Origin of the sequence: Phascolarctobacterium succinatutens YIT 12067 (assembly GCF_000188175.1) — a bacterium.
Lineage (GTDB): Bacteria > Bacillota > Negativicutes > Acidaminococcales > Acidaminococcaceae > Phascolarctobacterium_A > Phascolarctobacterium_A succinatutens.
In genome coordinates, this window is sequence record NZ_GL830900.1 from 1 (window position 1) to 23,746 (window position 23,746).

The following is a 23,746-nucleotide window of genomic DNA, read 5'->3' on the forward strand; positions in this document are numbered from 1 at the left end:
CCGTTTTTCCTACAAAAACTTTACGCTAGCTGCGCTGCTTTCTTGTTGTCATCAAGCATGAAGTTCATAAACCTGTTATTCATCATGCAAAGGCTGCGTATGACCTGCTTGATTTCACTTTCTTGACTTGCTTCTTTTGTTTGCATTAATTCAACTTCCTTCTTAACAAAAAATGCCCTATGTACTACTTCAATAATACACAAGGCATTCTCAATGACGCTGCGACGACCGTACTCCAGGCAGGCGTACAAAATCTTACGGTCTTATATTATCAGATAATTGCGATAATATCAAGAATAGTGTGAAAATTCTCTAATCACTAAGGTCATCCTTCAAGCTCTATGTTTATTTCTTTCAGTTATGAAAGAAGTTGAATTAACCCAAAGTATCAAAAAACAAAATCCCCCGCAGGGACCTCTGCGGTGGATTTGTGCATCCTAAAGTATTCAAAGCATACAGCTGCTCTATTCACTTCTTCACAGCCAAGCTGCGGATGGAAACATTCACGTTATTCACCTTCATAGCTGTCATATACTCAATTTTTTCCTTAATCTTCGCCTGGAACTGCTTGGTAACGGCAAAGAGCTTGACGCCGTAATACAGCACAACCTCTACGCTGATAACAATGCCCTTGCTGTTGTCGCTGCGGCGGCGCACCTTAATCGATGTGATGCGCTCCACGCCCTCCAGCTTGCGCCCGATAATTTTGATGATATCCTCCAGCGCACTGTCGGAAATCAGCAGCTTGCCGTAAAAGCTGAACGAAGGACGCACGATAGAACGGTCCGCATCCTTCTCCTGCTTGCGCTGGCTGGAAAAAATATTATAGGGCAAATCGGCAAAATAGCCTGTGAAATGAGGCTTCAGCTCAATCGTCGGCACCGGCACGATATGCTTGCCCTCCTGCAGACGCGCATGACGGGCCTTCTTGATTTCGGCCTTGCTGGCAATCTGGTTGATATACACCGTCTTGACCGGCTTATCCAGCTTCAGCCTGCCTATAATCTTGTTGATCATATTGTCCGAGGTAGCAATAATCAGCAGACGATGAATGTTGTTGGTCGCCAGCGCCTCACGCACCGCCTGCGCGTGTCCTTCGTCAGTGAAGATGGCACGCTTTACGGCCTGTATTCTGTTGTCTTCGTTCTTGGCGGAGGTGCCTGCCAGGATTTTGGTACCCTTAATCAGCAGGCCGTCGTCAATAATAGCGTCACAACGGTTGTCAAAGGCCACGCCGATGGCATGGTGGCTCTTGCCTGTGCCGCTGGGTCCTACAAAAGCAACTACTTCCATTCTATTACACCCTTAACATCATCATATTGCACCTGCCAGATTCCCAGCTTTGTGGGGAAACGGTCAGGGATTCCGTGAAAGTCACTGCCGCCGCTCACCAGCAGTCCATGCTCCTTCGCCAGCGCCAGCCAATGGGCCTGCGCCCGTGCATCCGCGCTGGGGTGCCACACCTCGATGCCGTCAAAAGGCTCTGCAGCAAGCAATCGCTCGGGCAGAGTTTTATCCACCAGCTCCGAGGGATGTGCCAGCACAGCGATACCGCCTGCCTCGTGAATCAGCGCCACTGCCTCATGCGGAGAAAGCTTGGGCTGCGGCACATACGCCGGTCCGCCGCGGTGCAGCAGTGCGTCGAAAACCTCCTGCACGGTAGCAAAATAGCCCTTGGCCACCAGTGCCTTGGCCACATGCGGACGGCCCACTGCCCTGTTCTTGGGGTCGCAGGCCTCTACCTCCACATGGTAGCCTAACTTTTCCAGCTTCTCCAGCATGGCATATAAACGGTGCTCGCGCGCATAGCGCATTTCGTCCATTTTATTATGCAGCGCTTCACAGTCCATGGAAACGTGATAACCTAAAATATGCACGGCATCATCCTCGTACTGCGTTCCCAGCTCCACGCCGGTGAGGACGCGGATGCGTCCGCCGTAGCGTTTCGCCGCCTCGCACGCCTCTGCCATACCATTCCACGAATCATGGTCGGTGATGGCGATTACGCCTATGCCTTTAGCCACGGCCTCGTCCACTAGCATGGTCGGCGTGTAGCGTCCGTCGCTGAAGGTGCTGTGCAAATGTAAATCAACAAGCTGTGCAGCCATTACAGCATACCTGCCAGCTTGATAAGCGTCATAGTGCCAAAGGCAGTACCGCCCTTAACCTTGAAGCCCTCCGTCTTGGTAGCGGTGGAGGTGCCGCCGATATCCAGATGCGCCCACGGAATATCCTTGTCGACGAATTCACCGATGAACAGACCGCCGGTGATGCAGCCTCCGGCACGTCCTGCGCTGTTGAGCAGGTCCGCAACGTCGCTCTTGATGGCCTCCTTGCATTCGGGCAAAGAAGGCAGCTGCCAGTAGTTTTCACCGGCCATGCGTCCTGCCAGCTTAATCTGCTCCACCAGCTCGTCATCATTGGCCACAATACCGCTGGTTTCGTTGCCCAGAGCGATAATTACCGCACCGGTCAGCGTTGCTATATCAACAACCTTCTTTGCTCCCATTTGGCAGGCATACCAGACTGCGTCCGCCAGTACCATGCGTCCTTCAGCATCGGTGGAAACAACCTCGATGGTCTTGCCGTTGGCTGCACGTACGATATCGCCGGGGCGTTGCGCCTTGCCGTCAGGCATATTCTCCGCGCAGGCCAACACGCCGATAACGTTGCATTTCAGGCCCAAACGTGCGATGGCACGCATAGCGCCGAGCACAGCGCCCGCACCTGTCATATCGTCCTTCATCTCGCCCATGTTGTCATCAGGCTTAATGGAAATACCGCCGCTGTCGAAGGTGATGCCCTTGCCTACGAAGGCTGTATATGGAGCGTCACCGTTGCCGTTGTAGCGCAAGGCAACGAGGCACGGAGGGTTATGACTGCCCTGACCTACTGCCAGCAGTGCATGCATGCCTCTTGCTTCCATCAAGGTTTCGTCCATAATGGTAATTTCCAACGGCAATTCCTGCCCCAGCTTCAGGGCATCTTCGGCCATGGTCTGCGGTGTTACCACGTTGCCCGGGTTATTCACTAAATCGCGCGCATAGCACACTGCTTCAGCAGAGATTTCCGCAGCGGTAATGATTGCCGCTGCCTCCGGCACAGCGCTCAGCACGGCAGCCTCGCACAGCGGTGCCTGCTTTGCTTCGCTCTTGAAGCGGTTGAAGGTGTACGCGCCGAGGTACAGGCCTTCGACGAGCGCTTGCAGGTTTTTGCTGCGTTCGGCGTTCAGCAGGATAGGCGCAGCCAGTACAGCCTTTTGCGCCTTAGCCTTATGCAAAGCGCGGGCAGCAGCGCCGGCAGCCTTACGGAAATTGTTCGGCTTACAATCCTTGCCTTCGCCGCAGCCTGCCAAAAGCAGTGTCAGCAGACCTTCACCCTGCGGCAGCACCAGTGTGGTTACGCTGCCTGCGTCATAAATATCATCGTGCTGCGCGGTGTACGCAATTGCCGCCTTGGCTGCTGCCTCCGGCAGCTCCAGCTTGTCGATAGCCGCCGCACATTCCTTGCACAGAAAGAGGACAATACTGTCCGCGTCATTATAGGCTGCAGCGTTGAACTCCGCTGCGGTACATTGAATTTGGTTTAACATTTCCTGAACTCTCCTATCATTATTTATATTCTATTGCAGTCTGCAATTCGTTAAGCATCGTATTGCCGCTGGAGCGCTGCAACGACAAATCGCTCACCAGCACCTTCATCTCGCGCATCAGGCGGCCCTTGGAAAAATAAGAGCCCAGCGCATGAATCGTGTATGGTGTCTGGTTGATATTGCCGATATACATCAGGCAATGGCCATCCATATAAAGTGCTGCACCCGGCATCAGCCTGCTGATAACAGCGGCACGTTCCTGTGAACTGCCGCTCAGCTTTTTCTTCGTGCCTGCGGTCAGCTCCTGCTGGTCGGCGTTACGCGGCAGCACAATGCCTACAGTGCGGTAAGCATTGAACACCAGGCTCGAGCAGTCCACGCTGTTCTTCAAACCGCCCCAGCCATAAGGCTTGCCGTAAAATTTGAAGGCGGAGCTCAGCAGATTATTGCTGGTATAGGGCAAATAACCGTAATGCACGGCAGAGGCAGCCTTCGGCACCAGCAGCTTCTGCTTCTGCAGCAGGCCTGCTTTAGTGCGCACCGGAGCAAGCACCGTATAGGTATCGCTCTGCACACTGTCAACCGGCAGGCGCGAACCCTGCTGATAAAGTACCTGCTCGCCGTCCGTTTTCAGGTTATATTCCGCATCGGTAACAACCAGGAACTTCTGCGGCTTTACAAAGCTGCTCCAGGTGTTCTTATCGGTCATAGCTACATTATACTTGCTCACCCAACCGCTGTAATTTACTGCCTGCACGTAGTAAAAATAACCGTTGGCACTGGTGTGCAGCACAGCTACAGGCTCGCCGGGGTCCAGCATAGTTTCCTGCAGCGCGTCAAAATCCCTGTCGCCCGCGTAATAATACAGGCCCTCGCCCGTAGGCAGCGCACGCACCGCAGTACGGCGCACCGTCACTGCATATTGCACGCCCACGCTTTTGGGAATAGCACTGACATTGCTCTGCTTGCGCAGGATATTCTTATAGTTTTCGCTCACCTTGTTGCCATGCAGATACAGGTCATCGTCAAGAATAGAATAATCCATAATCCTCGTTTTGAGCGCATCACCGCTCATCGTCGCAGGATAATTGGCTAGGTCAGGCATACTGCGGGAAGCAGCACGCACCTTGGCGTTGAAGGCTGCCACACCCTTCGCATCCAGAATAACCGTATCACCGCTCTTGTTCTGCTCCGTCCAGTGCGACGGGTTCACCAGCGGCGGATAATTGGTAATGCCTGCAGCCGAAGCACCCAAGGGCAGCAGCAATCCGCAAACAAAGGCAGCTGTATATAAAAGCTTTGCTAATCGCAATTTAGTTCCTCCCTCCTGCAGCATTTTGCTTACTGCAAGTCATGCAAAATACTTGTAGTATTATTATATTCTTTAGGCAGAAGAAAAATCCTGCTTTAATATATGAAAAAAGCTGATGTAAGCGTTGGCCTACATCAGCGTAGAAGCGATATTTTATTTCTGCAGATCCTTGGCATTGCCCGGTTTGATTTTGCTTTCGGTGCCTGTGAGCAGGCGATGGATATTTTCCTTGTGGCGCAAAACTACAAAGAAAGCGGCAACCACGGAAAAAATCACATAGGCAGAGGGATAACCCAGATACCATGCCAGCGGCGGCGTAAAGATGGCAGCCATAATGGAGCCAAGCGATACATAGCGCGTCAAAAGCACGCACACCAGCCAGATACCGAAGCTTGCCACCGCAACCTTAGGCATCATAAAAATCAACAAGCCCAGTGCGGTTGCAACGCCCTTGCCACCCTTAAAGCCCAGAAAAAGCGAATAATTATGTCCCAAAAGCGCGCCCAAAGCCGTAACCACATCCAGCAGAGGATTGTTGAAAAAATAGCTCATAATACCAACCGCAAGAATACCCTTGAAGGCATCGGCAATCAGCACCAGCACCGCAGTCTTGGGACCGACGATACGGAAAACGTTCGTCGTGCCGATATTCTTGCTGCCGTAATTACGGATATCAATACCGTGAAAGGCCTGCACCAGCCACAAGCCGCTGGGAACAGAGCCGCAGACATGACCGAGCACAAAGCCCAGCAGAAAATGTAATATACCCACCTCATTGAACATAACAAATCACCTGACTTTTATTTATTCATCCTCGTTCTTGCCACGGATAATCATCTGAATCGGTGTGCCTTCAAAGCCAAAGGCCTCACGCAGCTTGTTCTCCAGATAACGCTGATAGGAGAAATGCATGATTTCCGGTTCGTTGACAAAGATAACAAAGGTTGGCGGTTTGATTTTGACCTGTGTAACATAAAGAATCTTAAGACGCTTACCTTTCTCGGTCGGCGGCGGATTGATAGCCACAGCGTCCTCGATAACCTGGTTGAGAATACTGGTAGCGATACGCATAGCGTTCTGCTCGGCAACATAGGAGATAACCTCCGGCAGACGGTGAATACGCTGCTTGGTAACGGCAGAAACGAAAACTACCGGCGCATACTGCAGGAAAACAAGCTCCTTGCGCAGAGTTTCGGTGTAACGCAGAGTGGAGGAATTGTCCTTCTCGTACAAATCCCACTTGTTGACAACCAGAATAACAGCCTTGCCTGCCTCATGAGCATAGCCGACGATACGTTTATCCTGCTCGGTAACACCCTCAACGGCATCAAAAACCATCAGCACAACGTCACTGCGGTCAACCGCGCGCAGAGAACGCATAACGCTGTATTTTTCAATCGGTTCGTCAACCTTAGCCTTGCGGCGCATGCCTGCTGTATCAATGAACAGGTACTTCTGACCGTTGCGTACTACCGGAGTATCAATCGCATCACGGGTAGTGCCTGCAATATCACTGACGATAGAACGCTCCTCGCCTACCAGTGCGTTGAAAATAGAGGACTTGCCCACGTTAGGACGGCCAATCAAAGCAACCTTGATTTCGTCCTCCTCCTCCAGGTCGCCTGCCATCTTATCGGACGGGAACTTGGCAACAACGGCATCCAGCAAATCACCCAGGCCCAAATGGTTGGACGCGGAAACAGCAATCGGGTCACCGATACCCAGATTATAGAATTCAAAGGTATTCATCTCCTGCTTCGGAGAATCCGCCTTATTAACAGCCAGAACAATCGGCTTCTTGGACTGACGCAGCAGACGGGCAACATCAGCATCCTCAGTAGTAATGCCTGCACGCGCATCGCAGACGAACAGAATAACGTCCGCCTCCTTAATCGCAATCTGTGCCTGCTGACGGATAGAAACAGCAATAGCATCGGCATTCATGATTTCGATACCGCCGGTATCAACCATCATAAACTCGTGGTCCAGCCATTCGGCGGTAGCATACAGACGGTCGCGGGTAACGCCCGGTGTATCCTCAACAATGGAAATCCTGCTGTTGGCAAAAATATTAAAAAGAGTAGATTTGCCCACGTTAGGACGTCCAACTATAGCAACTATCGGTTTAGCCATAATCAAATCTCCTTCATCATAATAAATTTTTTAATAAGTGTCTATCATAGAAATGTAAAATTTTTTGTATATTTATGGGGCATCCCCCTTCCGTCAGTTCGCTACGCTCACTGACACCTTCCCCAAGGGGCAGGCAAGAAGGATAGCTTTCAATTGGCCTTCATTAGTATGTTCTTGCTTCCCCCTTGGGGGACAAGGTGAATTGCCCGAAGGGCAAGAGAGGGCGCCCTGGGGCGACTGTCGCGTCAGCGACTAAAGGGGGTAACACAGATGGAGTGCTATAACGCACACCTCAATGGTCGATGCCGTTACGAGAGCTAATTCCCTTATGGAAGTAATGCTTAACCTCGCTCATATCCGTAACAAGATCAGCAATTTTAATAAGCTCTTCCGGTGCACCTCTACCAGTAGTAATAACCTCAACGTTATTTTTATGCTCACGCAGAAAATCAACAACCTCCTGCGTCGGCAGCATTTGGGTAGCAAGCACAATATTCAGCTCATCAAGAATAATAACGTCCGCAGCGTGCGAGCTGATAGCTTCCTTCGCCTCTTCCCAGCCGTCACGGCACATCTTCAAATCAACAGGATCGGGATTATGGAAATTAACAAAGGCGTCGCGTCCCACCTGCCGCAGCGTAAACCAGGGCAGATTCTTTGCAGCCCGCGCCTCGCCGTACTCAGGATCATCCTTCAAAAATGAAAGCATCAGAGTCTTCATACCATAACCGGAGGCACGCAGCGCTACGCCTAAAGCGGCAGTAGTCTTACCCTTGCCTGTACCTGTATAAACCTGCAGCATACGCCTCACCTATCTTTCCAATAATAAATGCAGTAGCTCTTTCGCACCCTTAGCAATTTCCACCTTACCGGGGTAACGCTCCTTGAACTGCGCCAGCGACATATCATCCAAAAACAGCTTATCGTTATTCAAAACCACATCCGGCAGAATAATCTTCTTCTCCTGAACGTTCGCCAAGATATCGCTGCCCGTCAAAAGACCGGTAACATTCACCTTGCCGCCGAAAAAGCTGTTAGGAACAGGCACAAAACGATGCTCCGAACCGAACTGGCTGTTCAGCTTCGCCATCAAAGGCTCCAGCACACGGTAAGCACCCTCACCCACGGGAATCACCGCAGGCTCTGCAGGATGAAAGCTTTGCATCTGCGCTAAGGCCTCGTCCCACTCCAGCATAAAGTTGGCAGTAAGGCCGATGCCGTTTTCCAGCTGCGGGAAGCCGTCATACCATTCGGTAGGAGGAAAGGGCTTTTCCGCCAGCAGATAAAATTCATCACCCAAGTAGATAAACGTCTTGCCTGTTTCCTTACGGCAGCGCTCCTGCCATGCGGTCACCTGCTCCACAACCTCTGCGGCCTGCTTCTTCGTAAAGGTAGCAAGCTGCGTTAAGTGCTCGCGGTGCTTAGTAGTACCTACGGGAACAACTGCCATCGTCAGTACATTGGGATACTGCGCGTACAAATCGTGGAAGCTCTTGGCAAGAATCTCGCCATCGTTATAACCGGGACAGCACACAATCTGCGTATGCACCTGAATGCCCGCATCGAACAAAAGCTGCAAGCGCTCCATCAGCTGACCGGCGAAACGGTTGTGCATCATCTGGCAGCGCACCTGCGGGTCGGTAGCGTGTACCGAAACATACAGCGGTGTCAGATGCGTGCGGATAATACGTTCAAAATCTTCATCCTTCATATTGGTGAGTGTAATGAAGTTACCATATAAGAAGGACAGACGGTAATCGTCATCACGCACATACAGACCCGGACGCATACCGGGAATCATCTGGTCGACAAAGCAGAAAACACAGTTATTGTAGCAGGTAGCAACTCTGTCAAAAACTGCGGAATCAAACTCCAAGCCAAGATCCTCATCCGGATATTTTTCTATATGTACCTGACGGCGTGTGCCATCGGTGGCCTCTATCTCCAAGTCAACCTCGTAATCGGAGGTATAGAAGCTCAATTCAATTATATCCTTAACCTGTACGCCGTCCACGCTGCACAGCTTTTCGCCGGCCTTGATGCCTGCGTCCGCTGCCAAACTGTTCTTGCGTACACCACTAATAAGTCCTACCATTACAACTCCTTAAAAAAATGCAGATAATAAACCGTGAAAAGATTAGTCGTCAAATTATTATATCATATTAGCTTGAAGAATGCAAAAAGGGGACGCACTGACGTGGCCCCCAAAATACACAAATTTACTTTTCTACCCTCTGCGCCATCTGCACAGCTTCGCAAGCTCATACCCGCGGCTGGCAATAAAGTCACGCGTTTCTCCCGTCACAATCAGCGGAACGTCACGTAGCTCCTTCGGCGTCAGGCAGCCCAAAAGCAGCATATACTTTTGCAGTCCTTCCGCCAGTGACTCCACATAGTCTGCGGCAGCGTCAACTCCCTGCTCTATAATCAGACGCAGAATTGGGGTGGTAATTCCCACCGCGTCCGCACCCAGAGCAAAAGCACGCGCTACGTCACCTGCACTGCGGATGCCGCCGCTCGCCAAAAGCAGAGCATTCTGCGGCAGTGTCTGCTGCGCATCAAGCAAGCTCCAGCACGTAGGCACGCCCCAGGCAGCAAACTCCTCCGTCAGCTCCACGCCCTGACGCTTCGCCTCAATCGCCGGGAAGTTCGTCCCCCCTGCACCGGCACAGTCAAAGGCTGTAAAGCCCTGCTCCAGCAAAAGCTCGTACTGCTCTGCCGCAATACCACAGCCTGTTTCCTTAACGATAACAGGCACGCTCACAGCATCACGAATCTGCACCAGGTTTGCCAAAAGTCCGCAGGTATCCTTGTCGCCCTCGGCCATCCACAGCTCCTGCGCAGCGTTCAGGTGAACCTCCAGCGCGTCAGCCTGCAGCATGTCAACGGCAGCCTGCGCCTGCGCAGGCGTAGCAAGAGCACTGATGTTACCGATAACAAGACCTTCGGCAAGCTCCTCGCGCACCACAGTATAGCTCGCGATACCGCTGCCGTCACGCACAGCGCCGAACTGCGAGCCGACAGCCATACCGATACCGGTTCTTGCCGCCACCTGCGCCAGCTTTCTGTTAATCTCCGTCACCGCATCTGTACTGCCGGTAATAGCATCAATGAAAAAAGGCAAACGCAGACGTTTGCCTAAAATTTCTACAGATAAAACAAAGTCTGCCGGATTAATCTCCGGCAGACAGTTGTGTAAGAAGCGGAGATCAGCAAGGTGCGTTGCCGCCGGGCCGTCGCCCAGCTCCAGTGCATATTGAATATGTTCTAGCTTACGCTTTGCACGTTGCATATCCTTCTCCAATTATTTTTCGAGGCTTTCCAGCTGCTCGGACAGGTTTTGGCTCAGGTGAGATTTTTTGCTGCCCATGTAGGAACGGAATTCGTTCTTTTCAGCGTCGCGTTTAACTTTGGAAATGCTCAGGCCGATTTTTTTGCTGTCCAGATCCATTTTAATGATTTCAGCTTTAACAACTTGGCCAACTTCCAGAACGTCGCTCGGAGCTTCGATGCGCTCAGGAGCGATTTCGGAAATGTGAACCAGACCTTCAACTTTGTCGCTCAGTTTAACGATAGCGCCGAAAGCCAGCAGACGAACAACTTCTACATCCAGAATGTCGCCGATGTGGAATTGAGAAGCTTCAACCTTCCAGGGATCTTCCAGAGTAGCTTTGATGCTCAAAGCAACACGTTTGTTTTCGCGGTCGATGCTCTTAACCAGAACGGTTACTTCGTCGCCTTCTTTAGCAACGTCAGCAGCTTTTACGCTACGGTCCCAAGACAGTTCGGTGTTGTGAACCAGACCAACCAGACCTTCACCGATTTCAACGAACAGACCGAATTCAGCAACTTTTACAACCTTACCGGTGTAAACTTCGCCTTCAGCAACAGAGTTGTAAGCAGCTTCTTCAGCAGCGGCGCGTGCTTCTTTAGCAGCAGCAATGCGAGCTTCTTTAGCTTCTTTGTAAGCTTTGCGTTTAGCGTCAGCTTCAGCTCTCAGCAGGTCGCGGCGGGAAACAACGATGCGTTTTTTCTCCAGGTCAACTTCGATGATTTCAGCTTCCAGCTCTTTGCCGACATAACCGGTGAAGTCTTCTACGCGGCGCAGTTCAACATGAGATGCGGGCATGAAGCCTTCAACACCTTCAACTGCAACACCCAGACCAACGATGTTTTTAGCTTTGTTTTTGATGATGCGCAGAACTTTAACGGTTGCCGGGCGTTTTTCGCCTTCGGGCAGCTCAGCAACATTTTTCCATGCTGCGTCGCGCTCTGCTTTGATTTTGGACAGACGAACGAAATCGCTCTTGGTGCTGCCAGGAACAACCTTAGCTTCTACTTCGTCGCCAACTTTAATGGAGTTTTGCAGTTCTTCAGCAGATTCGGTCTGGGACCATTCGGAATAAGGAATCAGACCATCATGTCTATATCCAAAAGATACATAAACGCCGTCTTTATCCAATTGAATAACGGTACCGTTGACAACTTTGCCAGGATATACCTCTACCTCCATACTTTCGTTGAGCATGCTTTCAAAATCCATGTTTTCCATTACTAAAATAGCCTCCTTAATTAAACGGTCCGGAGTCGATGCTCCTGCCGTGATTCCTATTTTATTGCAACCCCTTAGCATATCGCTGCTCAGTTCGCTGGCAGTCTCTATATGATATGCTTGCCTGCAATGCTGTTGCACCAGCTCGAAAAGATGCCTTGTGTTGGCGCTGTTGCGTCCGCCGATGACGATAACGGCATCCGACTCTGCAGCCAGCTTTACAGCGGCTTGCTGTCTTTGCGCTGTCGCCAGACAGATGGTGCGCTCCACACGGTATTCTCCCGGGCGCTGCTCCTGCAGTGCCTGCAATATATCATTAAATTTCTGCAGCTCAAAAGTCGTCTGGATGATTACTCCATAACGCTCCTGGCGCGGTACATAAGAGATATCTTTTATACATTCTACACAGATAGCGTTTTTTCCTGCCCATTTTAAAATACTTTTTACTTCCGGATGATTTTTTTCTCCGACTATTACAGGAAAATAGCCATCAGCTGCTGCCTGAGCAGCCTTTTGCTGTGCCAGGCGTACATTCGGACAGGTTGCGTCCAGAATTGTCAGCCCTTGTTTTTCTGCCTGCGCGTAGGTTTCAGGCCCCTCGCCGTGTGAACGGAAGATAACCGTTTCACCAGGAGCAAACTGCTCCAGGCTGTCCTTACAGGCAATGCCCTCAGATGCAAGCTCGGCAATCAGCTGGGGATTGTGTATCAACGGTCCCAGCGTTGCACCCTGCACATGGTCGGTCGCCGCCTTCTCGGCCAACGCCACCGCGCGCTTCACACCATAGCAAAAACCACAGTGCTCTGCTACCTTAATTTCCATTATACATCTTCACCTGCCTGCAGCTTTGCAATGTGCTGCATCAGCTCTTCAGTCATTGCATGCAAAAATTCTTTGTTGACCACAGCGTCCTCAGGAAAAGGCATCGGCTTGCCAAAGCGCACCGTAACCTTTGGCCAGATACGGCCATGACGCTTGTAATCGGTACCGATGATACAGGCCGGCACGATAGTTGCCTTCGCCTTGCTCGCCATCATCAGCGCTCCGGGCTGAGCCTTACCAAGCTCGCCGGTCTTGCTGCGTGTTCCCTCAGGGAAAATCGCCAGCACCTGACCGCTTTCCAGAATATCAATACCATGCTTAATTGCAGCACGGTCCGCGCCGCCACGGCGCACCGGGAAAGCACCCAGAATTTTATAGATAGTGCCCAGAACCGGCACAAACAGCTCTTCTTTAGCCATAAAATGGACCTTACGGGTTGCTGCCGTACCAAGTACAGGCGGATCAAGCAGACTCAGATGGTTGCTCGCTATAACCAGCGGAGCATCCTTGGGAATATTTTCTGTTCCTTCTACCTTCAATCGCAAAAAGATGGTAAAAAGAATTTTAAAGAGATTCTTCACTAAGGTATAAATCATTGTGCGCGCTCCTGCACCAGCTGTAAAATTCTCTCGGTAACCTCGCTGATGCCCATATCGGATGTATCCAGAAGCAGTGCATCCTCTGCCTGACGCAGCGGACTGATAGCACGCTCGCTGTCCTGCTTGTCGCGCTCGGCAATATCCGCCTGCAGCTGCTGCAGATCAACCTGCTGACCTTTGGCCACCATTTCCGCATAGCGGCGGCGCGCTCTTTCCTCAACCGAAGCAGTAAGAAAAATTTTCAGCTGTGCGTTCGGGAATACCACCGTACCGATATCACGGCCGTCCATCAGGACACCGCCTGCCTCGCCCATACGGCGCTGCTGGTCCACCATTGCCTCACGCACTGCTCCGATAGCAGCAACACGCGACACAATCGCCGTCACCTCGGGAGTACGGATAGCATCGGTAACCTCGGTACCGTCCACAAAAACACGGTTGATTTTTGCCTCCGGCTTGAAGTCAATCAGCATAGTCTTAGATAAGCCGCTGATAAAGTCCTCGTCAAAAGGTTTGCCTGTCTGCAAAAACTTCCAGGCTACGCTTCTGTACATGGCACCGGTATCAATATAGGCATAGCCTAATTTTTCGGCAGCCAGCTTCGCAATAGTGCTTTTGCCTGCACCTGCGGGACCATCAATTGCCACAACAATTTTCTTCATTCTACATAACCACACTTTATAATGTATTAGCTATCTATATAATACCATGTTTTACATGTATATGGATAGCCTAATTTAAGTCAAATTTATGAATTATTCTTCGGCAGCCGCCGCTTCGCCCGCAGCATGACCGCTGCTGAACGCTGCCTGCAGATTATAGCCGCCGGTATAACCGTCGATATCCATAACCTCGCCTGCAAAGTACAGGCCCTTGATGCGCTTGGATTCCATGGTCTTGGGGTCAATCTCCTTCACGCTCACGCCGCCTGCGGTAACGATAGCCTCTGCAATCGGACGTGTTGCGGAAATGGTAATGACAAAATGCTTCAGCGTCTGCAGCAGTCTGTGACGCTCCTCGCGCGAAACCTGATTGATGAATTTGTTTTCATCAACGTAGGACATATCCAGCACAACGGGAATCAGTCGCTGAGGCAGCAAATCCTTCATGCCGTTGAGCACCTGCTTACGGCTGTACTGCACAAAATCGCGCTGAATGCGCGCATCTAGCTTTTCCTCGCTCAGCGCAGGCTTCAGGTCAACCTCCAGCTCTACATCCTTGCCCGCAGCCAAAGCGTCCGCGGCAAGATTGCTCAGCGAAAGCACAATGGGACCGGAAACACCGAAATGCGTAAACAGCATCTCGCCGAATTCACTGCCCAGCTTTACGCCGTCGGCCAAAAGTGTTGCCTGCACGTTGCGCAAAGATAAGCCCTGCAGGTCATCAACATAAGGATAATCGCTTTCCAGCGGTATCAGAGAAGGCTTCAGCGGTACAATCGTGTGCCCCAGCTTCTTCGCCAGCTTGGCGCCACCGCCGTCGCTGCCTGTGCCAGGATAGGACGCACCGCCCGCAGCCAGAATAACTCTGTCTGCCTCATACACGCCGTTGACCGTACGCACGCCGTACACATGACCTTCCTTGACCATGATATCAATAACCTTGGTGTCGGTCTGCAGCTTGCCGCCGGCCTCGGTATAAATCCTCACCAGCGTATCAACTACATCCTTCGCCTTGTCACTTACCGGAAAAATACGGCCGCCGCGTTCAACCTTCGTCGGCAGTCCGTTACTCTCCAACAGCAATACTATATCATCATTTGTGAACCTATGTAAAGCACTATTTAAAAATCTTCCGTTTCCGGGCAGATTTTTTATGAAATCGGGGATTTCGCAAGCGTTGGTAATGTTGCAGCGTCCCTTGCCTGTGATGAGCATTTTCTTGCCCGGCACACGCATTTTTTCATAAATCGTTACCTGCGCTCCGCCCCAGGCTGCAGCAATACCTGCCAACAGGCCTGCCGCGCCGCCGCCTACAATCGCAACTCGCGTCATAGCTTAGCCGCCTTTCTGAGCTGAGATAATTCCTGCTCACTCAGACTGCGGAACTTGCCGCGTCCCAGATTCTGCAGCTGCAGCGGTCCCAGCTTGATGCGCTTCAAATCACGCACCGGGAAGCCGATAGCGTCGCACATGCGGCGAATCTGGCGGTTACGTCCCTCATGGATGGTGATATCAAAAAGCGTAAATCCACGCTCATGGTCATAATCACGCAGGTTGACAATCGCCGGAGCGGTCGGGCCGTCCTCCAGCTTTACGCCCAAGCGCAGCTGGTCCAGCTTTTCCTGCGGCACAATGCCCGGAACCTTAACAAAGTAGGTTTTGTTGACTTCATGGCTCGGGTGCATCAGCGCCTGTGCCAGCGCACCGTCATTCGTCAGCAGCAACAGTCCTTCGGTATTGAAGTCCAGGCGTCCTACCGGGAAAACTCTCTCCGGCAGGTTCTGCACGAAATCGGCAATGCTGCGGCGGTTTTGCGGGTCGGACATAGTGGTGACTACTCCCCTCGGCTTATAGAACATGTAATAAGCCTTGGCTTCCTGCGCAATAGGCTTGCCGTCAACGCTGATGCGTACCTTGTCGGCATCAAACTTGCAGCCCAGCTCGGTAACAACCTTGCCGTTCACGCGGACGCGACCTGCCGTAATAATTTTTTCTGCTTCGCGGCGGGAGGCAACGCCTGCTGCCGCCAGGATTTTTTGTAAACGTTCTTCCATCTATCTCAGTTTTCCTTTGCTTCTAATGTATTATCAAGCTGCAGCACCTGCTGCGCAGCCTCTGCCTCATCCTCAGGCTTCGTTTCCAGCGGCGGCAGCTCCTCCAATGAGTTCAGTCCGAACACCATCAGAAATTTTTCTGTTGTAGCATATAAAATAGGGTTGCCCAAAGCCTTTTTGCGTCCTGCCTCCACTACCAGGCCAAGGTCCAGCAGTGTATTGAGTACGCCGTCAACCTTCACGCCGCGGATGGCTTCCATCTCTGCGCGCGTCACCGGCTGCTTAAAAGCGACAATCGCCAATGTCTCCAAAGATGCATTCGTCAGCTTTACTTCCTTTTTGCGTCCCAAGCCCAGCAGTACATTGTAGTAAACCGGCTTGGTCACCAGCTGAAAGCAGCCTGCTGTTTCACGCAGCATCAATCCCCTGCTTTCCGCCTCGTAGGACTGCTTCAGCTCCGAAACAAGCTCCCACACCTGCGGCTTATCAAGCTGCAGAAGGTCCGCAAGCTCCGCCACAGAAACAGGCTCACCTGCAGCAAACAGCACCGCTTCCAGTGCTCCTGTCATTTTATCAAGATACATCGTTTGCTTCCTCCTGTCCCTGCTTGCCGAAGATATAAATCGGTGCAAAGCGCTGTGCCTGGCTGATAGTAATCAACCCCAGCTTCAGCAGCTCCAGTACACCCAAAAAGCAGGCTACCTTCTCGGCAGGGCTGCCTGCGGTAAAAATTTCATTCATCATAAAGCCCTGTGGCCTGCGCTGCAGTCTTTGCAGAATGTCTGCCATTTTATCCTGCACGCTGTAGGCCTGCGGCTCAATAAAGGCTGCCGGCTTGCCGTCGGGCGCAGTCGTCATGCCTGCCAAAGCCTTCAATAACTGCTGCACCGTGCAGGGAGCAACAGTACGCTCCACCAGATTGCCGAACATCGGCTCACGCTGCCAGTACATGTCAGCGCTCTGCTTCATATCCGCCAAAGCAGCAGCGGCACGCTTAATGCGGCGGTATTCCACCAGCATTTCCACCAGCTGCTGGCGCGGGTCTGCTTCCTCCTCCTCGCCCTCAGCGGATTGCTTGGGCAGCAGCATGCGCGATTTAATCTGCAGCAGCGTTGCGGCCATCACCAGAAAATCACTGGCAACCTCCATATCAAATTCGCTCATGCTGCGCAGATAGCTTATATACTGCTCCGTAACCGCAGCGATGGGAATGTCATAAATATCTACTTTATCACGCTCGATAAGGTGCAGGAGCAAATCCAGCGGACCTTCGAACGCAGTCAGCTTCAACGATAAATCAGCCATGGCCTAGAACACTAAACCCAAGATACCGTTTACCAGCAGCATGTAGCCAGCGGCAAGCGGTCTGATAATCGCACCTGTAATACCGGTGAACACCAACGCAATCAGAATATAAAAGCCGTAGCGTCCAACCAGATTGTCAAATTTCCAGGCCATAGACGGCGGCAGAAGCTCCGAAAGAATCTTGGAGCCGTCCAACGGCGGAACCGGAATCAGGTTGAAGAAAGCAAACCATACATTATATAACTGCATCCACAGCAAAAAGCGGTAAACGCCATCACTCAAAAGACCGAAGCGATTTAAAAACGTCATGAAGAATGCTGCGAGAAAGCACAAAAACAGATTGGCTGCGGGACCGGCAAAGGAAACCTTCAGAATACCTTCGCGGCGGTTGCGGAAATTGCTGGGGTTAATTTCTACGGGCTTAGCCCAACCGAAGCCGGCTACCACCAGCAGAATCGCACCCAACGGGTCCAAATGTGCCATCGGGTTGAAGGTCATGCGTCCCATGTAACGCGCAGTCGGGTCACCCATGCTGTCCGCACATTGCGCATGGGCATATTCGTGTATCGTAATCGCAAACAACAGCGCAGGAATGCGATAAATCATTGTACTGAAATCGAGCATACTTTCCTCCGAGAAAAATTTATCAATAAATTTATTATACAACATCTTGTATTCCTACGTCAAAAAGAAAACGGAACCATCAGTATAAATTATGTGACAGTTCCGTAAACATTTACTTTTTTCTGCTGATTAGTTTCTTATTTGCCTGTGAATTGCGGTGCACGCTTCTCATAGAAAGCAGCAATGCCTTCCTTGCAGTCATCGGTACCCATCAGCAGCGCCTGGGTAGTTTCTTCGATTGCCAGCACCTCGTCCAAGGTCAGGTCGTGGTCATTGAGATATTTCTTCGTCAGGCTGATAGACAGCGGAGCACTAGCTGCCAAGCGTGCAGCCATAGCGTAAACCTTATCCTTCAGCTCTTCGTCTTCATAAACATCGTTCAGCATGCCAAGCTCTTTGGCAGTCGCAGCGTCAATCAGGTCACCGGTAAACATCAGCTCTTTAGCCTTCAGCACACCGATAGCCTTCGGCAGGAAATACAGACCGCCGCAGTCGGGAATCAGGCCAACCTTGGCAAAGCTCTCGCCAAAGCGTGCCTTGGCAGATGCATACACCAGGTCGCAGGCCAGCATCAGGTTAACGCCGGCACCGGCAGTAACGCCATTGATATAAGCAATAACAGGTTTAGGAATAGTAGTCAAGCGTTTGGCAACGTCGCCCACCTTAGCGATAAAGTCCTTCTTAGCAGCAACGCCTTCCAAGCCGTTCAGATAGCTCAGATCACCACCAGCACAAAATGCCTTGCCGTTGCCGGTAAGTACGATAGCACGCACCTCAGCGTCAGCAGCAGCCTTGGTAATGGCAGCATGCAAACCGTCAATCAGTGCGTCATTCATTGAATTCAGGCTCTTCGGACGGTTCATAGTAATCGTCGCAATATTGTTTTCCACAGCGTATAATACAGCTTCTTCCATGGGGAACACTCCTTTACACATGTAGTTTATATCATTAAGGATATTATAGCATAAAACCTTAAAAGCGCCTACTATTTGTCTAAAGATTTTAGCTCTTACTGCTTTCTTCGCTTTCTGCATTAAGTAAAGGTGAAGAGCGCTGCCTTTAAGGCAACACATCAAGACCATCTTTCCCTCGCCTTTCATATCACTTGCCTTAATTCTATATAGGCATTTCATCTCCTAAATTCCGTGCATTTATCGCCTTTTCAAAATACTTATAAATTTTTCTAAAAAAACTGTTGACAAATAATTGCCATGCGAGTATAATAATCTTCGTTGGTTGACTTACCAACCTTAATTCCCCGATAGTTCAGCCGGTAGAACACCTGACTGTTAATCAGGGCGTCGTAGGTTCGAGTCCTACTCGGGGAGCCAAGAAGTTAAAGCTTCGAACTTTTAGGAGTTCGGAGCTTTTTGTTTTTCCCGAAATTGATTTATGATATAATAAATACACCACTAAAACCAACGAGGTATCTATACTATGACTTTGGAAAATAAATTAGGCATCACCAGCTCCGCCGAGCTGGCAACTCAGGAAGAGCGCTTAAGCAAAAAGCGTGCGTTAGAGCTTTTCGAAAGCGGTATGCTGAACAAGCTGGAGCCAGGCACCTTCAAAACGCTGCAGGTGATTCATAAGCAGCTTTTTATGGATATTTACGATTTTGCAGGCAAGGTCCGTTCTGTAAACATTGCCAAGGGTGGCTTCCGTTTTGTCCCGGCCATGTATCTGCTTGATGCGCTGATACAGATTGAGCGCATGCCGCAAAGCACTTTCGACGAAATCATCGAAAAATATGTTGAAATGAATGTCGCCCACCCTTTCCGTGAGGGCAACGGCCGCAGTACGCGCATCTGGCTTGATCTTATTTTGAAAAAAGAGCTGCAGCTGGTTATTGATTGGAGCAAGGTTAATAAGGAAGATTATCTTTCCGCTATGGAGCGCAGCCCGATTAAGGACCTGGAAATCAAGTTTCTCTTAAAGAACGCCCTGACCGAGCATATTAATGACCGCGAGGTTTATATGAAGGGTATTGATGCAAGCTATATGTACGAAGGCTACGAAGAATTCAAAACGAAAGATTTATAAGCACTTGCTTGCCAATCGCCTCAGTTGTAGCAATGCAGCTGAGGTTTTTTGTTATTCTTTTAGTAATCCTTCATCAATCTTCCTTGCATACTAAAAATTTAATTGATATAATAGAAAAAGCTGAAAATTATATAAAAGGAGATTCTGTTTATGACCAACAACCATTCCAAGGGGCGTGCCATCGCTCTGCTGCCTATCGCAGTCTTTTTGCTGTTTTTTATAGGCTCAGGCCTGATTACTGGGGATTTTTACAGCATGCCTGCGATTGTAGGCTTTTTAATTGCTTTAATCATAGCTTTCCTGCAAAACAAAAAGCTCAGCTTTGTGCAGAAGCTGCGCCTTGCTTCTACCGGCGTAGGTGACGAAAATATTCTCACCATGTGCCTCATCTTCCTTGCCGCAGGTGCCTTTTCCGGCGCTGTCCGCGCTGCCGGCGGTGTAGAAAGCACCGTCAACCTCGGCCTTTCCATTCTGCCGGGCAACATGGCGGTTGCAGGCCTTTTCGCTATCGGCTGCTTTATTTCCATTTCTATGGGTACTTCCGTAGGCACTATTACCGCACTTGCTCCGATTGCTGCGGGCATCAGCGACAAAACCGGCTTCCCTATGGCTATCTGCGCCGGTGCCGTAGTCTGCGGTGCAATGTTCGGTGACAACCTTTCTATTATTTCCGATACCACTATTGCTGCTGTTAAAACACAGGGCTGCGATATGCGCGACAAGTTCCGCGAAAACTTTAAAATCGTCCTGCCGGCAGCAATCATCACTCTTGGCCTGTTCTACTTCTTGGGCAACACCAACGAATATCAGGTCAACGGCAACCTCGATTACAGTCTGATAAAGGTTCTCCCCTATCTGTTCGTTTTAATCGGTGCCGTAAGCGGTGTAAACGTTTTCGTTATTCTGATTATCGGTACCGTGCTCAGTATGCTGGTAGGCCTCGGAACAGGCATGTTTACTGCTACCAAAATGTTTACCCATGTTGGCAACGGCATTATGTCTATGTATGACATCACCGTTATTTCTATCATCGTGGCCTGCATCATTACCCTGATTAAGGAATACGGCGGTATTGATTTCGTACTGAACTTCATCAAGAGCCGCATCAGCAGCACCAAAGGCGGTGAGCTGGGTATTGCAGCTCTCGCTCTGCTTGTTGATATCTGCACCGCGAACAACACTGTTGCGATTGTTATGGCAGGTCCTATTGCCAAGGATATCAGCGAAGAGTTCGGCGTAACTCCTCGCCGCAGCGCCTCTTTGCTGGATATGTTCAGCTCCATGGGTCAGGGACTTATCCCCTACGGCGCACAGCTTCTGGCTGCGGCAAGCCTCACGGGACTTACCCCCTTCGCCATCATCCCCTACTGCTTCTATCCGCTGCTGATGGGTATCAGCGGACTGATCTTCATCTTCATCAAGAATAAAGACTAAAAACAAGCCGTACGGCTATAAATTTACTGTAATAGTAAAAATCAAGCCGTACGGCTTTTTTATGCTTTAATAACAACATAACGCCAACGTAAAAAGCCTGAGCAAACGCCCAGGCTTTTGTTATAGCTTATTATTTTTCAAACGGGAATTTGTACTGAGTCAGACCCAGCTCATCTCTGAGCTGAATGAATTCCTTCTGAATGGATTCGCCAACCGGTACACCCTTGTCTTTTCTATCCAGCCAAGCCATGTATTCCTTCTCGCCGGCAGTATAGATGCGTTCCTGACCGGGAGCCTTAGTGGAATTGCGCAGACCGCGGCAGATATCGCCGGCAGTTTTCTTGAAGGTGTCAACGCCCATGAAGAACGCCGGGTTGATAACGAAGAAGAAGTGGCCCAGATGATACATAGCATTGTTGCCGTTTTCATCCTTGCCGGACAGTGCCTTCATGAAAGGACCGCCTGCCAGTGCGGAGGACAGAATCTCTACGATAGTAGTGAAGCCGTAGCCCTTGTAGCCGCCGGTTTCTTCGCCCAGACCGCCCAACGGCAGCAGCGCAACATTGCCTGCACGCATTTCCTTCAGGATGGTAGCGGATTCGGTCATAGTGCCGCCGTCCTTTGCAACTACCAGACCTGCCGGAGTATCCTTGCCCTGTCTAGCATAGAACTCAATCTTACCGTTTTGGATGATGCTGGTTGCGCAGTCAAAGTTGAACGGGAACTCCTCATCGGTAGGCATAGTAAAGGTCAGCGGGTTGGTGCCCATCATCGGCTCAACACCGAAGGTAGGAGCAACGGAAGGTCTTGCGTTGGTACCGGAAATACCGATCATGCCTGCCTTTTCAGCCATAGTGGTCCAGTAGCCTGCAATGCCGTAGTGAGTAGAATTAAAGATGGTGCCGCCGGCCATACCGTATTTGGAAGCCTTTTCAATCAGCATTTCCATCATCTTATGGGAAGCAACCATGCCCATGCCGTTATGAGCATCCATAACTACAGTACAAGGAGTATCCTTGACAATTTCAATTTCGGTTTTCGGCAGCAGGGTGCCGTTTTTAATACGATCCAGATAAATAGGCTTGAAGCGGTTGCAGCCGTGGCTTTCAATACCGCGTCTATCGCTTTCCAACAGAACGTCTGTACAAATGCGTGCATCCTCTTCGGGAACGCCGTATTTAACAAATACGTCTACCATAAAATCGTGGACTAAGTCCCAGCTTACAAAGGGTCTTGTTTCTTCCATGCTGTTTCCTCCTTGAAGAAAATTTTTTCAATTCATAATAATATTGCTTTCGCACTACATATAGTATACCTCATTACTCCATAATTGTACAGTATTGCTTTTACGGCTACACTTAGCGCCTGTTACAAACGCTGATGTCAAAAAATCTATTTTATCCTTAGGCATTCCCACATATAAAAAAATACCGTGCAGACCTCAGCGTCATAGCCACAGAAGCCTGTACGGTATTATATATTTTTATTAACCCTGCTCTGCTCCGTCCGCAGTAAAGGCAACCGGTGCCTTGGCCTCCAGCTCCTTCGTGCTGCCGTCAGCATTATGCCACAGGGTTTTCTTGTTCAGCGAACCGTTGGTTACAAGGCCGGTCGCATCAAAGGAGATGTCTGTACCGCTCTTGAATTCAACAAAACCGGCGCTTTCATCCTTCAGGTTGTGCTGCCAGCCAAGCGGACGCAGCTTCGTTGCCTCCGCCAGTGTACCGGTTATAACCCTGCCATTTGTATCAAAGGTCAGCAGATTGTCATTTTTAAAGCGCACAAAGCCGTAGCCGTTATCGCTCAGCTGCAGGATAACGTCATTATCAATCACACCGCTGAGCACAGTGCCGTCCTTGGCAAAGATCACGGACTTATTGCCCATGTAGCGCACATGACCGTCGGCAGGAATCACCTGCCCCGGGCGGTACGGATGGTAGAAGAAGCGCGGCGGGAAGAACGGCGCACTCCGCTCCACATAATAATAATTGCTCGCCAGGCTCTTCCATCCTGCAGGACGCAGATAGGTGGCACTCGCCAGCACGCCCTCGATTACCTGACCGTCATCATTGAGCTTTACAACAGTATTCTTCTTGAACTTGATATCGTCCGCTACCGTCCAGCCCTGCGGCACCAGCTTGGTATCCTTGTCTAAGGTTATGGTTTTATCAGCAAGAGCTATGTTAGCGCCTACAAGCACTAAGGCAGCTAATAGTAAGGCTGTAAATTTACGCATGATAATCACCTCATTTACACTTTCTAAGCATATTATAGCATAGGTTACTAAAAGAAAATATAAAACTATTGTGAATTAAGTGTGGAGGTGATGGGGGGTATTCTTCTATTTACTATTCACCCCTGCTACGCTATAATATAATTAAATAAGCTCATTGAAAGGAGTTGTGCGCCTATGTGTACCAACAAGCATTACTACTGCATGTTCAACGGCATTACAGTCACTACCAGCTACATTATAGATGAAGAATACAAGGAATATATTTGCGTAAGATTTGAACGTCCCAACAATAATAATGGTTTTGATTTCGCTGAAATTATTATGCCTGACAAAAAGTTTATCAAGGCTTTTGGCTTTAGTGAGGACGAGATTTATTGG

General features: G+C 50.3%; 24 protein-coding genes and 1 tRNA gene. 4 read left to right on the forward strand and 21 right to left on the reverse strand.

Going from position 1 to position 23,746, the window contains the following annotated elements:
- Positions 1 to 20: 20 nt before the first annotated feature.
- The 19 genes from HMPREF9443_RS11115 to HMPREF9443_RS06590 form a co-directional block, all read right to left on the reverse strand.
- Positions 21 to 146 (reverse strand): hypothetical protein, encoded by a 126-nt coding sequence (locus HMPREF9443_RS11115; RefSeq protein ID WP_268257876.1) that lies wholly within the window; start codon positions 144 to 146, stop codon positions 21 to 23.
- Positions 147 to 468: 322 nt separating this feature from the next.
- Positions 469 to 1,293 carry an Asp23/Gls24 family envelope stress response protein gene (locus HMPREF9443_RS06505; RefSeq protein WP_009145763.1) on the reverse strand — a complete coding sequence of 275 codons (825 nt, stop codon included), beginning with the start codon at positions 1,291 to 1,293 and terminating at the stop codon, positions 469 to 471.
- Positions 1,284 to 2,108, reverse strand: coding sequence for a PHP domain-containing protein (locus HMPREF9443_RS06510; protein WP_009145764.1), 825 nt, complete (start codon positions 2,106 to 2,108; stop codon positions 1,284 to 1,286). The genes HMPREF9443_RS06505 and HMPREF9443_RS06510 overlap by 10 nt, the downstream gene beginning before the upstream one ends.
- Positions 2,108 to 3,592 (reverse strand): leucyl aminopeptidase, encoded by a 1,485-nt coding sequence (locus tag HMPREF9443_RS06515; RefSeq protein ID WP_009145765.1) that lies wholly within the window; start codon positions 3,590 to 3,592, stop codon positions 2,108 to 2,110. The genes HMPREF9443_RS06510 and HMPREF9443_RS06515 overlap by 1 nt, the downstream gene beginning before the upstream one ends.
- 19 nt (positions 3,593 to 3,611) lie before the next feature.
- Positions 3,612 to 4,904, reverse strand: coding sequence for an SH3 domain-containing protein (locus HMPREF9443_RS10365; RefSeq protein ID WP_187363705.1), 1,293 nt, complete (start codon positions 4,902 to 4,904; stop codon positions 3,612 to 3,614).
- Between the two features lie 153 nt (positions 4,905 to 5,057).
- Positions 5,058 to 5,687: a glycerol-3-phosphate 1-O-acyltransferase PlsY gene (gene plsY / locus HMPREF9443_RS06525; RefSeq protein WP_009145767.1), complete on the reverse strand. Its 630-nt coding sequence runs from the start codon at positions 5,685 to 5,687 to the stop codon at positions 5,058 to 5,060.
- Between the two features lie 21 nt (positions 5,688 to 5,708).
- Positions 5,709 to 7,037 (reverse strand): ribosome biogenesis GTPase Der, encoded by a 1,329-nt coding sequence (gene der, locus HMPREF9443_RS06530; protein WP_009145768.1) that lies wholly within the window; start codon positions 7,035 to 7,037, stop codon positions 5,709 to 5,711.
- A 292-nt stretch (positions 7,038 to 7,329) separates the two neighbouring features.
- Complete coding sequence (locus HMPREF9443_RS06535) at positions 7,330 to 7,839, reverse strand: cob(I)yrinic acid a,c-diamide adenosyltransferase (protein ID WP_009145769.1); 510 nt, start codon at positions 7,837 to 7,839, stop codon at positions 7,330 to 7,332.
- A 9-nt stretch (positions 7,840 to 7,848) separates the two neighbouring features.
- Positions 7,849 to 9,132, reverse strand: coding sequence for a DUF512 domain-containing protein (locus HMPREF9443_RS06540; protein WP_009145770.1), 1,284 nt, complete (start codon positions 9,130 to 9,132; stop codon positions 7,849 to 7,851).
- A 132-nt stretch (positions 9,133 to 9,264) separates the two neighbouring features.
- Positions 9,265 to 10,329: a type 2 isopentenyl-diphosphate Delta-isomerase gene (gene fni, locus HMPREF9443_RS06545; protein WP_040565192.1), complete on the reverse strand. Its 1,065-nt coding sequence runs from the start codon at positions 10,327 to 10,329 to the stop codon at positions 9,265 to 9,267.
- Between the two features lie 12 nt (positions 10,330 to 10,341).
- On the reverse strand, positions 10,342 to 12,411 hold the full coding sequence (gene ispH / locus HMPREF9443_RS06550) for a 4-hydroxy-3-methylbut-2-enyl diphosphate reductase (protein ID WP_009145772.1): 2,070 nt from the start codon (positions 12,409 to 12,411) through the stop codon (positions 10,342 to 10,344).
- Positions 12,411 to 13,007, reverse strand: coding sequence for a lysophospholipid acyltransferase family protein (locus HMPREF9443_RS06555; protein ID WP_009145773.1), 597 nt, complete (start codon positions 13,005 to 13,007; stop codon positions 12,411 to 12,413). Before HMPREF9443_RS06555 ends, ispH begins: the two co-directional genes overlap by 1 nt.
- Complete coding sequence (gene cmk, locus HMPREF9443_RS06560; protein WP_009145774.1) at positions 13,004 to 13,672, reverse strand: (d)CMP kinase; 669 nt, start codon at positions 13,670 to 13,672, stop codon at positions 13,004 to 13,006. The genes HMPREF9443_RS06555 and cmk overlap by 4 nt, the downstream gene beginning before the upstream one ends.
- Positions 13,673 to 13,765: 93 nt before the next feature.
- Positions 13,766 to 15,004 (reverse strand): BaiN/RdsA family NAD(P)/FAD-dependent oxidoreductase, encoded by a 1,239-nt coding sequence (locus HMPREF9443_RS06565; protein ID WP_009145775.1) that lies wholly within the window; start codon positions 15,002 to 15,004, stop codon positions 13,766 to 13,768.
- Complete coding sequence (locus tag HMPREF9443_RS06570) at positions 15,001 to 15,726, reverse strand: pseudouridine synthase (protein WP_009145776.1); 726 nt, start codon at positions 15,724 to 15,726, stop codon at positions 15,001 to 15,003. Before HMPREF9443_RS06570 ends, HMPREF9443_RS06565 begins: the two co-directional genes overlap by 4 nt.
- A 5-nt stretch (positions 15,727 to 15,731) precedes the next feature.
- Positions 15,732 to 16,310 (reverse strand): SMC-Scp complex subunit ScpB, encoded by a 579-nt coding sequence (gene scpB / locus HMPREF9443_RS06575; RefSeq protein WP_009145777.1) that lies wholly within the window; start codon positions 16,308 to 16,310, stop codon positions 15,732 to 15,734.
- Positions 16,300 to 17,031 carry a segregation and condensation protein A gene (locus HMPREF9443_RS06580; protein ID WP_009145778.1) on the reverse strand — a complete coding sequence of 244 codons (732 nt, stop codon included), beginning with the start codon at positions 17,029 to 17,031 and terminating at the stop codon, positions 16,300 to 16,302. Before HMPREF9443_RS06580 ends, scpB begins: the two co-directional genes overlap by 11 nt.
- A gap of 3 nt (positions 17,032 to 17,034) precedes the next feature.
- Positions 17,035 to 17,655, reverse strand: coding sequence for a site-2 protease family protein (locus tag HMPREF9443_RS06585; RefSeq protein ID WP_040565206.1), 621 nt, complete (start codon positions 17,653 to 17,655; stop codon positions 17,035 to 17,037).
- A gap of 137 nt (positions 17,656 to 17,792) precedes the next feature.
- Entirely contained in the window at positions 17,793 to 18,569 is a 777-nt protein-coding gene (locus HMPREF9443_RS06590; protein ID WP_040565195.1) for an enoyl-CoA hydratase/isomerase family protein, read from the reverse strand.
- A gap of 341 nt (positions 18,570 to 18,910) precedes the next feature.
- Between HMPREF9443_RS06590 and HMPREF9443_RS06595 the strand changes: the two genes are divergently transcribed.
- From HMPREF9443_RS06595 to HMPREF9443_RS06605, 3 genes are all read left to right on the forward strand, one after another.
- Positions 18,911 to 18,986: transfer RNA gene (locus HMPREF9443_RS06595), tRNA-Asn, on the forward strand.
- A 106-nt stretch (positions 18,987 to 19,092) separates the two neighbouring features.
- Complete coding sequence (fic, locus tag HMPREF9443_RS06600; RefSeq protein ID WP_009145782.1) at positions 19,093 to 19,698, forward strand: protein adenylyltransferase Fic; 606 nt, start codon at positions 19,093 to 19,095, stop codon at positions 19,696 to 19,698.
- A gap of 150 nt (positions 19,699 to 19,848) precedes the next feature.
- Positions 19,849 to 21,132, forward strand: a complete 1,284-nt coding sequence (locus tag HMPREF9443_RS06605; protein ID WP_009145783.1) for a Na+/H+ antiporter NhaC family protein — start codon at positions 19,849 to 19,851, stop codon at positions 21,130 to 21,132.
- A gap of 130 nt (positions 21,133 to 21,262) precedes the next feature.
- Here HMPREF9443_RS06605 and HMPREF9443_RS06610 read toward each other — a convergent pair whose 3' ends face one another.
- Positions 21,263 to 22,378: an Ldh family oxidoreductase gene (locus tag HMPREF9443_RS06610; RefSeq protein ID WP_009145784.1), complete on the reverse strand. Its 1,116-nt coding sequence runs from the start codon at positions 22,376 to 22,378 to the stop codon at positions 21,263 to 21,265.
- A gap of 240 nt (positions 22,379 to 22,618) precedes the next feature.
- A complete protein-coding gene (locus HMPREF9443_RS06615) occupies positions 22,619 to 23,368 on the reverse strand; it encodes a hypothetical protein (protein WP_009145785.1) in 750 nt (249 codons plus the stop codon).
- 174 nt (positions 23,369 to 23,542) lie between these two features.
- On the opposite strand from HMPREF9443_RS06615, the gene HMPREF9443_RS10880 reads away from it, so the two are divergent.
- The coding region (locus tag HMPREF9443_RS10880) for a hypothetical protein (RefSeq protein ID WP_187363706.1) at positions 23,543 to 23,746 on the forward strand (204 nt) is incomplete at its 3' end.

What these genes read in the sequence shown, in the direction of transcription:
- HMPREF9443_RS11115 (WP_268257876.1), bottom strand. Translation starts at nt 146, where the DNA reads ATGCAAACAAAAGAAGCAAGTCAAGAAAGTGAAATCAAGCAGGTCATA.
- HMPREF9443_RS06505 (WP_009145763.1), bottom strand. Translation starts at nt 1,293, where the DNA reads ATGGAAGTAGTTGCTTTTGTAGGACCCAGCGGCACAGGCAAGAGCCAC.
- HMPREF9443_RS06510 (WP_009145764.1), bottom strand. Translation starts at nt 2,108, where the DNA reads ATGGCTGCACAGCTTGTTGATTTACATTTGCACAGCACCTTCAGCGAC.
- HMPREF9443_RS06515 (WP_009145765.1), bottom strand. Translation starts at nt 3,592, where the DNA reads ATGTTAAACCAAATTCAATGTACCGCAGCGGAGTTCAACGCTGCAGCC.
- plsY (WP_009145767.1), bottom strand. Translation starts at nt 5,687, where the DNA reads ATGTTCAATGAGGTGGGTATATTACATTTTCTGCTGGGCTTTGTGCTC.
- der (WP_009145768.1), bottom strand. Translation starts at nt 7,037, where the DNA reads ATGGCTAAACCGATAGTTGCTATAGTTGGACGTCCTAACGTGGGCAAA.
- HMPREF9443_RS06535 (WP_009145769.1), bottom strand. Translation starts at nt 7,839, where the DNA reads ATGCTGCAGGTTTATACAGGTACAGGCAAGGGTAAGACTACTGCCGCT.
- HMPREF9443_RS06540 (WP_009145770.1), bottom strand. Translation starts at nt 9,132, where the DNA reads ATGGTAGGACTTATTAGTGGTGTACGCAAGAACAGTTTGGCAGCGGAC.
- fni (WP_040565192.1), bottom strand. Translation starts at nt 10,329, where the DNA reads ATGCAACGTGCAAAGCGTAAGCTAGAACATATTCAATATGCACTGGAG.
- ispH (WP_009145772.1), bottom strand. Translation starts at nt 12,411, where the DNA reads ATGGAAATTAAGGTAGCAGAGCACTGTGGTTTTTGCTATGGTGTGAAG.
- HMPREF9443_RS06555 (WP_009145773.1), bottom strand. Translation starts at nt 13,007, where the DNA reads ATGATTTATACCTTAGTGAAGAATCTCTTTAAAATTCTTTTTACCATC.
- cmk (WP_009145774.1), bottom strand. Translation starts at nt 13,672, where the DNA reads ATGAAGAAAATTGTTGTGGCAATTGATGGTCCCGCAGGTGCAGGCAAA.
- HMPREF9443_RS06565 (WP_009145775.1), bottom strand. Translation starts at nt 15,004, where the DNA reads ATGACGCGAGTTGCGATTGTAGGCGGCGGCGCGGCAGGCCTGTTGGCA.
- HMPREF9443_RS06570 (WP_009145776.1), bottom strand. Translation starts at nt 15,726, where the DNA reads ATGGAAGAACGTTTACAAAAAATCCTGGCGGCAGCAGGCGTTGCCTCC.
- scpB (WP_009145777.1), bottom strand. Translation starts at nt 16,310, where the DNA reads ATGTATCTTGATAAAATGACAGGAGCACTGGAAGCGGTGCTGTTTGCT.
- HMPREF9443_RS06580 (WP_009145778.1), bottom strand. Translation starts at nt 17,031, where the DNA reads ATGGCTGATTTATCGTTGAAGCTGACTGCGTTCGAAGGTCCGCTGGAT.
- HMPREF9443_RS06585 (WP_040565206.1), bottom strand. Translation starts at nt 17,655, where the DNA reads ATGCTCGATTTCAGTACAATGATTTATCGCATTCCTGCGCTGTTGTTT.
- HMPREF9443_RS06590 (WP_040565195.1), bottom strand. Translation starts at nt 18,569, where the DNA reads ATGGAAGAAGCTGTATTATACGCTGTGGAAAACAATATTGCGACGATT.
- fic (WP_009145782.1), top strand. Translation starts at nt 19,093, where the DNA reads ATGACTTTGGAAAATAAATTAGGCATCACCAGCTCCGCCGAGCTGGCA.
- HMPREF9443_RS06605 (WP_009145783.1), top strand. Translation starts at nt 19,849, where the DNA reads ATGACCAACAACCATTCCAAGGGGCGTGCCATCGCTCTGCTGCCTATC.
- HMPREF9443_RS06610 (WP_009145784.1), bottom strand. Translation starts at nt 22,378, where the DNA reads ATGGAAGAAACAAGACCCTTTGTAAGCTGGGACTTAGTCCACGATTTT.
- HMPREF9443_RS06615 (WP_009145785.1), bottom strand. Translation starts at nt 23,368, where the DNA reads ATGCGTAAATTTACAGCCTTACTATTAGCTGCCTTAGTGCTTGTAGGC.